This is a genomic window from Moorena sp. SIO3H5, from assembly GCF_010692395.1.
In the GTDB taxonomy this organism is placed as follows: domain Bacteria; phylum Cyanobacteriota; class Cyanobacteriia; order Cyanobacteriales; family Coleofasciculaceae; genus Moorena.
This window is the reverse complement of record NZ_JAAHHS010000290.1, coordinates 1-9,932: the sequence shown is the minus strand read 5'-3', so window position 1 is coordinate 9,932 and position 9,932 is coordinate 1. Positions and strand designations below refer to the sequence as shown.

Genomic DNA, 9,932 nt, shown 5'->3' with positions numbered 1-9,932 from the left:
TCACCAAAGCCCTAATCAAAAGTTTTTAGTGATTATTCGTCCTAGAGACTCCGAACTTTGGGGAATTTTTGTCGATGATCTACCCAATTTGGTGGAGTTACCCCAAGACATGATGCGACCTATCCCTAAGTCTTACCGTCACTCCAGTGTTCTGGAGATGATATCTCATGCAGCTGTTATATCAAACGAAGCATCTACTCAGAAAATTTTTCTTTTGGATTTACAGCAAGTCTGTGCCTTGACCCCTTAACCCTCAACAGTTATAGCCCTACGCCCAAAGTCCCTGTCAGCCATGCAAAGCGCGAGTGGTTTTGGGTCTGTGTGGGTCGGCAGGTTCCGCACCTTTTAAGCCCCGTGGATACAAACCCCGGTGAGGCCACTGCATCGCTTCAATTTGCAAACACTATTACACCCATTGCTATATCCCTGTTCTGTCATTTTCCGATAAGAAAGTCTCCAAAAGCTTTATCAGTGAGTCGATACAGGCAAAATTAATTTTTTGTTAGAAAAAAATATAGCACTTTTTAATTAGGTGAGGTACATTTTTTTGAGGTGCGACCCGAAAGTGCGACCCGTGATGGCGAGCAATCCCTTGACCGTAGGTCACGCGGGGCGCGTTCGCCATCACGGGTCGCACCTCTGCATTGCTATCAATAAACAATTAGAGAATTCCGATTTTGCTTTTGTTTTCCAAAAGTGACAGAAGTTGGGACAGCCCCCTGGTGTAAAGCACCACCCAAAGCCTCTCTTTCATTTTCCGCCTCTTTGCGCCTGGTTTAGATCGCCCACCGGTTTAACGCACCACTGGGTCAAACAGCTTTAATTAGATGCACCCCACGAAACTCAGTACACACGATTATTTCGCAGTTAATTCTTTTGAAAATAAATAATCCTTTTTTTAAAGACTTAATAAAGTTAGCTAGATTTTGTTGCTGATGTTACTTAGAGATGCTACATTTGCATGTTAGCAAAGTATACTACTACAATTAGCGGATATTAATCCTGATATATAGTTATGATTAAGGCAGTTTAACTTTTGTTAAATTTTAATTAAATAACCCTTATTTAAGGTAAAGTTAAGCAAATTAAGGTACTAATTTTAATTGAATTAGACTAACCGAGTTTTGCTGATGGTTAGTGAAACTCGATCATGGTGCATCTCCACAACCCTGGCTTAACTTGTCTCCTAAAATTACTATTTGGGTGCATTTATATAAAACCATTATTTAGGCAAAAATGGGGGGAAAACCCTATAATTAATAACAAATATATAACTGGCGTAAGTTCTAATAACTATACGTAATATCAAGATTAAAACTTATATTTTTAGGTATACAACTAATAAATATAGTCCTATTTTAGGATTAGATATTTACGTATATTTATTAGAACATTATTGACAAAAAATGCACTAATAAAAACGCTAAAAAACCAGGATTATTAATTGTTAAGTATTCATTGTTATTAATTGTTAGTTAGTTACTAATTACTAGTGGCATTGCTATATATCCATAGAGACACCAATGACGACTCAAAAAGTATTGACCACCGACAAACTGGCACAACAGATTCAAGCTTGCGCAACGGAGCAATTGACTGGTCGGTTAGAGATTGAAGATCCCCAAGGTCAGCAGTGGAGTCTTTTTTTTCACTTGGGTCGTTTGACTGGGGGTGCTAGTAAAATGCATCCCATTCGCCGTTGGTGTCGGCAGTTGTCTGTACACTGCCCAGAACTATCAGCATTTCCTGTGTGTCAGGGGTCGTCGGCTCAGCCGGTGTATTGGGATTACCCATCTCTAGCAGAACTAGTTAGACAGGGGAAAGTACCGCTAAAACAAATGAGGTCAGTTGTTGCTGGCAACTGTACAGAAATACTCTTCGATATCATCCAACGGCAGGAACAACTCCGCTGTGGTTCATCAGAGCAACTAACTTACAGGCAAATTCCTCAAGAGACTATTGATTCAACCTCTGATTCAAGGTTTGATTCAAGGTTTGATTCAAGGTTGGTAGTCATTCGAGCTGATCAAATTTTGCAACAGGCCAGGCAGGCTTGGGAACCTTGGCAACAGGCTGGTTTGGTAAATATTTCGCCTTCTTTGGCTCCGGTGATCTGGGATGCTGATAAATTGCGACAGCAGACCTCATTACTGGCCTACCATAACCTGACTACCTTGGTGGATGGCGATCGCACTTTGAGGGATTTAGCTCTGAGGTTGAAACAGAATCTTTTGGCTCTGAGCCAATCAATCATGCCCTATATCAGATTACAGGTCATGGGTCTGATCTCCGTTGGGGACTTCCGCTGTGATACTCACTTTAATAAAGCCACTAACCCAATGCCAGAAACTGCTGGAAGAAAAGGAGGACCAATTCAGACATTACCAGCTAGTCCCTTGGTAGTTTATATCGAAGACAGCCAAATTGATCGGCTGACCATGAGTCAAATTCTTGCCAATGCTGGGTATCGATTTATCAATGTTCAAGACCCCATCAAAGCCTTGCCGACCTTGCTAAAGCACAAACCACAGCTGATTTTCTTGGATTTGCTCATGCCAGTTTTAAACGGGTATGAAGTCTGTGCACAAATTCGTCGGGTTTCGGTGTTTCAAGACACGCCAGTAATTATGGTCACCAGTAATGACGGAATTGTAGACCGAGTGCGGGCAAAGATGGTTGGTTCTACGGACTTTTTAGCAAAGCCTATTACTCGCTCAAAGGTATTGACAATTCTACAAAGGCATCTCGGAGTTACTCGTAATATCCTGTCCGGTTGAATACTTACTTTAATAATTTAGCAAAGGTAACAGGGAGTAGGGAGTAGGGAGTAGGGAGTAGGAAAATTTCGATAAAAACTTATCACAATTAATTTTGTATACTTATTCATTAAATTTACTAAATATTAGTTTTAATCAAGAAAAGACCCATAAACAATTAAAATTTATAAAAAAAATAAAATTATCAATAATTTTATAGAAAAAAAATTATGACTACAGTCCTTTTGGTTGAAGATAGTTTAACGGAAAATGAGATGCTAAGTGCTTACCTCAGACAAGCTGGTCTCAAGGTAGTTAGTGTCACCAGTAGTGAGGATGCCCAGATTAAACTCCAGTCCCAGAAACCAGATGTAGTGATTCTTGATGTGATTTTGCCAGGACAAAGCGGGTTTGAACTGTGCCGGGAACTCAAGACTAATTCCAACACCCAAACCATCCCAGTGGTGATTTGCTCAACTAAAGGAACTGATGCTGACAAACTCTGGGGTTCGATGCTGGGAGCTGATGCCTATTTATCTAAACCGATAGACCAACAAGAACTAATACAAACAATCCAGCAATTGTTAGGCATTAGGTATTAGGTATTAGGTAATGTTAAACTCCCTTGACCCACTGGTAACACAAACCAATCAAGACCTACTAAACTTAGATCCACTAACCCCAGAAACCCGAGTGCGGTTGCTGCGTTTTCCTCTTGGCTTTGAGGACAGTGTTCTGTTGCCCCTAGAGCAGATTACGGAAATTATCAGGGTGAATGTGCCAGACATTCTACTGGTACCGGAAATGCCCAGTTGCATTGTGGGAATTGGTAATTGGCGTTCAGAAATGCTCTGGTTGGTAGACCTAAACGAGCTGGTTGGCTATCCACCTTTGTCGGAGCAAGGCCAAGTTTCGGTATCTCCTGTGGCCATAGTGGTTCAGGTCAATGACGAGTCTGTGGGTTTGGTGGTGTCGCAAGTCAATGAGATTGAGTTACATGAATTGGAACAACTCCAGCCAGCGACTCCTGGCTTATTTCCTCAATCGCTACTGCCTTTTCTCCTGGGTTACCTACCTGGGGATGGCGGTGCAGTCTTAGATGTCACGGCTATTACTAAGTGTCCCCTATGGCAGACACATGAACGAGGGGAGTCTTGGGGAGGGGAGTCTTGAGGTTTTTCGACTTAGCCTCCTCCGAGATCTGGCAATTGATCAGGGCAATCATCAGGAGTTTTGATCAACCAAATCAATCCCATCAAACCAATGATGACTGGTTGACAAGCTCGTCACTAACTCTGCCCATTGAACAGTCTATTGGCAGGTTTACTACCAACTCGATCGGCCCTGAACTGCCATCATGGTCGGCAATTTTCCTTAAACCAGATGTTGAAAAAACCCAAACCATAACTATGCCACAATTTGATAAATCTGAGGAAATACTCAGTTCTAAGTCTCAACTTAATCAATCCTCAAGTAATGGCAATGGCAAAGGGACACCTACCGGGGTTAAGTTCCACCTAGCCGTGGATATTGAGCAACACTGCAAGGGTGAGCGGCAGTGGTTATTCCACCTGGCCACCCAAATGCGCAAAGCAGAAACTAGTGATGCCCTGTTGAGCACCACCGTGACTGAGGTTAGCCAGCGTTTACGGGTAGACCGAGCCTTGATTTTTCGCTTCCAGTCCGAGAATCGGGGTACAGTGCTAGTTGAGTCGATGGTGGGTGGCTATACTCCCAGCCAGGGGGAGTACCTGCCGGTAATTGCTTTTGGAGCTGAGAATCGCTCAGCCTACGAGCAACAAGAAGTTGTAGCCCTTAATGATATTAATGACCGGGCTCTAAGTCCGTTTCAACTCCAACTGCTAGAACGATTCCAGGTCAAAGCTAGCTTAAGTCTACCGATTTTGATCGAGGGGCAACTGTGGGGCTTACTAGTGGTGCAGCAATGTTCTGGTTCACGAGAATGGCAGGAAGCTGACATGAGTTTGCTCTACCAAGTTGTGACTGAACTGAGGCTGAGTCTACAGCCAGTGGAATCTTTTACCCGACGGCGAGAGCAGGTGAAGCAGGAAAAGGTCTTGGCTCAAATCTTGGCCACAATTCCACCGTCAAATGTGCCGGAGATTGCCCTGGGCAATATTTGTGAAGAACTACGCCTGTTTTTCAAGGCGGATCGGGTAGTGGTTTATCGCTTCAATCCAGACTGGAGTGGTGAATTTGTGGCTGAGTCAGTTGCAGATGGTTGGGTGAAGCTGCTCCAAGACCAAAAGCAAAATCCTAACCTGACATCAGCAGATATATTGTCCTCTAAGCGCTGTACCGTCAAGCAAATCGGATCTGTGGCCAGCCCCAATACCGATACCTATTTAAAGCAGACACAAGGGGGCAGCTATTTCAAAGGTCAGCAGGTAGAGCGAGTTGACGACATCTATGCCGCTGGTTTTTCTCAGTGCTACATTGAAACCTTAGAAAAATACCAGACTAAAGCTTATATTATAGCCCCAATCTTTGATGGTGAAAACCTCTGGGGCTTATTCGCCGTTTACCAGAACTCTCGCCCTCGGCGCTGGCAAGATAGTGAAATGATGCTGCTGTCATTACTCAGTGACCGTCTCAGTAGTATTCTCAAACAATTGGACATTACAGCCCAGCTACAGGAGACATCAGAGCAACTGGATATTGCTGTTCAGGGGGAAAAAATAGCAAGTCGCTTGCTTGATAAGATACTTAAGAGTTCCGACTGGAACAGTGTTTTCCAGACTGCTACTGAAGAAATCCGGCAGCAGCTGAAGTGCGATCGCGTCGCTGTCTATCGCTTCAATCGAGACTGGAGTGGTGAGTTTGTGGCTGAGGATGTGGCACATGGTTGGATACCGTTAGTTGGATCGAGTATTAAAAAAGTCTGGCGCGATACCTATTTGGAGGAAACCCAAGGCGGTAGGTATCGCCACAATGAAACCTTAGCCGTTGATGACATTTACAAGGTTGGTCACGATCAATGTCACATTGACCTGTTGGAGCAATTTCAGGCAAAAGCTTATGTGATTGTACCGATTCTGCAAGGGAAAACCTTGTGGGGTTTACTGGCAGCTTACCAGAACAATGGCCCTCGTCACTGGCAGAAAATCGAGGTGGGTATACTGGCTCAGATGGGCCGACAATTTGGGGTTGGCCTCCAGCAAACGGAGTATGTTGAGCAACTGCGATCACAATCCAAGCAACTGCTATTGGCTGCAGATCTAGACAAATCAGCGGTTAAAGTCATCAACAAGATCCGGCAATCTCGGAAACTGGATACCATTTTCAAGACCACGACCATAGAAATTCGTAAGCTTCTGATGGTTGACCGGGTGGGTCTGTTTCGCTTTGACCCTGAGTCCGGTTTTAATGATGGACAGTTGGTGTCTGAAGATGTAGTCAATGGGTACGATGCTATCTTTGGTAGCAAGATTCATGACCATTGCTTTAGTGAACAGTATTCCCAGCACTATGTCGAAGGACGAGTACATGCAGTTGCTGATATCTACAATGGGGACCTCAGTGATTGCTACATTGAGCTGCTAGCTCAGTTTCAAGTCCGGGCTAACCTGGTGGTGCCATTGCGTAAAGGACCATTACTGTGGGGATTGTTGTGCATTCACCAATGCAGTAAGCCCCGTCAATGGCAGGAGTATGAGATTGATTTTGCCAAGCAGATTGCCCTTCACTTTGAAGTTGCCCTACAACAAACAGAGTACCTAGCGCAAGTAGAGGCCAAATCCACCCAGGTCGCTAAAATCGCACAGATGGAGCGAGCGGTAGTTGGAATCATCAACAAGATCCGTCAGTCTCGAAACCTCGATACCATTTTCAAGACAACTGCTATCGAAATTCGTAAGCTTCTTCAGGTTGACCGGGTGGGTGTATTTAAGTTTTATCCTAACTCTGGCTTTGATGATGGGGAATTGGTATCTGAGGATGTGGCATCAGGCTACAATGCCGTGCTAGGAATCAAAGTTAACGACCACTGCTTTGGTGAACAGTATGCCCCTCACTATACCGAAGGACGAGTGCAAGCGGTTGCTGATGTGTACAATGCTGGACTGAGCGATTGCCATATTGAGCTGCTGGCTCAGTTCCAAGTCCGAGCTAATCTAGTTGTCCCCCTACTTCAAGGACCATTATTGTGGGGATTGTTGTGCATTCACCAATGCAGTCAGCCTCGTCAATGGCAGGAGTATGAGATTGATTTTGCCAAGCAGCTTGCTCTGCACTTTGGGGTAGCCCTACAGCAATTGAGCTACCTCGATCAAGTGGAGGCCAAATCCCATCAGCTTGGCCAAGCTGCTGTGCGGGAACGAGTAGTCGCAAGCCTTAGCAACCATTTGTCCCAGTCTGTAGATGTTTATAGTATCTTCCAGAGTATTACCAAAGAGTTGCGGCAAGTGTTGGGAGCTGACCGGGTAGTAATCTATTGCTTCAACTCCGACTGGAGTGGTGAGTTTGTGGCTGAATCCGTTGCCCCTGGCTGGCTTTCTTTGATCACTGAACAAGAAAGAGACGACCGCCTTAAGGTGGATACAACGGCTTCTGAGCGCTGCACCGTTACTGCCCTGAGTGTTAATTCTCGTCATCATGTTGATACCTGCTTGCAAGAAACCCAGGGTGGGGACTTCGCCCAAGGTGACCGCTTCAAGAAGGTTGATGACATCTATGCCATGGGTTTCTCTCCGTGCTACATCAACACTCTGGAACAGTACCAAGCCAGGGCATATCTGATTATGCCGATTTTCCAAGGTGAAAAGCTCTGGGGGCTCCTGGCAGCGTACCAAAATACGGGAACCCGTCAGTGGCAAGATACCGATGTCACCCTGATGCTCCAGATTAGTAATTCCCTGGGATTAGCCTTGCAGCGATCCCATTACCTAGATCAGTTACGAGCCCAATCTAGCCAACTCAGCAAAGCAGCTCAAATTGCTCAGGGGGTAACCAAAATAGTCGGTAAGCTATTCCAGTCTCGGGAGATAACGAAAATCTATGGTATCACCACCCAAGACGTCCGGCAGTTGCTCAAATGCGATCGCGTAGCCGTCTATCAATTCAATCGAGATTGGACTGGTCAGTTTGTGGCTGAGGCAGTTGCCACCGGTTGGTTACCATGGGTGGGAGCGGATATGGAAGCTTTCTGGCCTGATACTTATCTACAAGACACCCAGGGAGGTCGGTATCGCAATCGTGAAAGCTTAGCAGTTGATGACATTTACACCTTTGGTTATTCTGACGGTTATCTGGAAACCCTAGAGCAATATGAGGTTAAGGCTTATATGCTGGCACCGATTTTTATTGAAGGAACCTTATGGGGTTTACTGGGTACCTACCAAAATACTGGTCCTCGTAACTGGCAAGAGTTTGAACTCAACGCCCTGGCTCAGATTGGGGTGCAAGTGGGTGCAGCCCTGAAACAGGCTGAGTATCTCGCACAAATCCAGAACCAGTCCCAGCAACTGACCAATGCCGCACAACGGGAGAAAGCCGACAAAGAAGCGGTACAGCGGGAGGTCATGCAGTTGCTCTCAGCAGTGCGGCCAGCTCTAGAAGGAGACCTCACTGTCCGAGCTCCGGTCACCAACAATGAAGTAGGTACGATTGCTGATGCCTACAACAACACCTTACAAAGCCTGCGCCGAATCGTGACTCAAGTGCAGGAAGCCTCGAGGAAAGTTGCCCAAACGTCTGTTGAGAGGGAGTCCTCCATTGCCTTGCTCACAGCCCAAGCCCAGCAGCAATTTATGGCTCTTGGTCAAGCCTTAGAGCAGATCCAGACCATGGTTAATTCTACAGACGCTGTTGGTCAGAGTGCTCAACTCGTAGAAGTGGCAGTCCAAACCGCTAACCAAACCCTCCAAGAAGGGGATGCAGCAATGAACCGTACTGTAGATGGAATTCTCGAAATCCGGGAGACAGTTGCAGAAACCAGCAAACGGCTTAAGCGCCTGAGCGAATCGTCCCAGAAGGTTTCAAGGGTGGTTAACCTAATTAGCAACTTTACGAATCAGACCCAATTGCTAGCGTTGAATGCAGCCATTGAAGCCACCAGGGCCGGTGAGTATGGACGAGGTTTTGTAGTTGTTGCCGATGAAGTGCGTTCTCTAGCGCGTCAGTCAGCGGAAGCCACCACTGAAATCGAGCAGTTGGTGCAAGAGATCCAGAAGAGTACCGCTGAGGTTTCTACAGCCATGGATAAAGGGATTCAACAGGTTGCTCAAGGAACGGCAATGGTACAAGATACCCGTCTAACTCTCAATGCTATTGTTGAAGCCACCAGCCAAATCAGCCAGCTCGTAGACGGTATTACCCAAGCCACCCAGGTACAGACCGAAGAGTTCCAATCCGTGACCACTACCATGACTGAGGTCGCAGGAATTGCCAACAAGACCTCTTCCGATGCCATGGAAATTTCTACCTCTTTCCAAGAACTCCTAGCCATGGCGAAGAATCTTCAATCCAGTGCTGACCAGTTCAAGGTTGAGTAGTCAAAAGCCATTGCTAAAACGCATTTAATATAAATTAAAGCAAGGCATGCATGCTAAAGGCAAAATGGGACTGGGATATATCTTTTTTATTTGATTTCAGACTAGATGCATTGTAAATTCACAACAGGTTAATTAAAAATTATAACTGTTTATTTTTTTATATCATTTTGGTAAAAAAATACTAATAATACTAGCATTTTTTAGTCTAATCAGGTAGATATAAGTTTTTTTATTTTATCCCTAATCCCTAATCCCTACTCCCTACTCCCTAAGAATAAAATACCTCACCCAATTGATAACTGCTCTAATGACTAATGACCCGAAAATTCGTGAGCAAAGCTATCGCTACTTTCTCCAAGAAGCACCGGAACTGCTGCAAGTTTTGGAAAACGATTTGCTGAGTTTGCCAGAACACTATAGCATCAATAAAGTCAACAACTTGATGCGCACTACCCATACCCTCAAAGGCGCAGCAGCTAGCATTGGCTTGGAAACAATTGCCACGGTAGCTCACTCCTTGGAGGATATTTTTAAAGCTCTGTTTAACCCCGACTTGTCCATTGATCCAGAAATTGAAGCCTTACTCTTTCAAGCTTATGAGTGTCTCCGTCTACCTCTGACCGCTGAACTCACAGGGGGGCAAATCGATGACACTGAAATCAAG

5 protein-coding genes and 1 pseudogene are annotated in these 9,932 nt (G+C 45.2%); all 6 read left to right on the top strand.

Annotated elements, in window-relative coordinates:
- Positions 1–250: pseudogene (locus tag F6K52_RS25535) on the top strand (hypothetical protein); the annotation flags it as partial.
- 1,273 nt (positions 251–1,523) lie between these two features.
- Positions 1,524–2,777 (top strand): response regulator, encoded by a 1,254-nt coding sequence (locus tag F6K52_RS25530; protein ID WP_293084727.1) that lies wholly within the window; start codon positions 1,524–1,526, stop codon positions 2,775–2,777.
- Positions 2,778–2,986: 209 nt separating this feature from the next.
- Positions 2,987–3,358 carry a response regulator gene (locus F6K52_RS25525; protein ID WP_293084724.1) on the top strand — a complete coding sequence of 124 codons (372 nt, stop codon included), beginning with the start codon at positions 2,987–2,989 and terminating at the stop codon, positions 3,356–3,358.
- Between the two features lie 10 nt (positions 3,359–3,368).
- Positions 3,369–3,929 (top strand): chemotaxis protein CheW, encoded by a 561-nt coding sequence (locus F6K52_RS25520; RefSeq protein ID WP_293084721.1) that lies wholly within the window; start codon positions 3,369–3,371, stop codon positions 3,927–3,929.
- Complete coding sequence (locus tag F6K52_RS25515) at positions 3,926–9,268, top strand: GAF domain-containing protein (RefSeq protein WP_293084718.1); 5,343 nt, start codon at positions 3,926–3,928, stop codon at positions 9,266–9,268. Before F6K52_RS25520 ends, F6K52_RS25515 begins: the two co-directional genes overlap by 4 nt.
- Positions 9,269–9,575: 307 nt before the next feature.
- A partial coding sequence (locus tag F6K52_RS25510) for an Hpt domain-containing protein (protein WP_293084715.1) occupies positions 9,576–9,932 on the top strand: 357 nt, incomplete at its 3' end.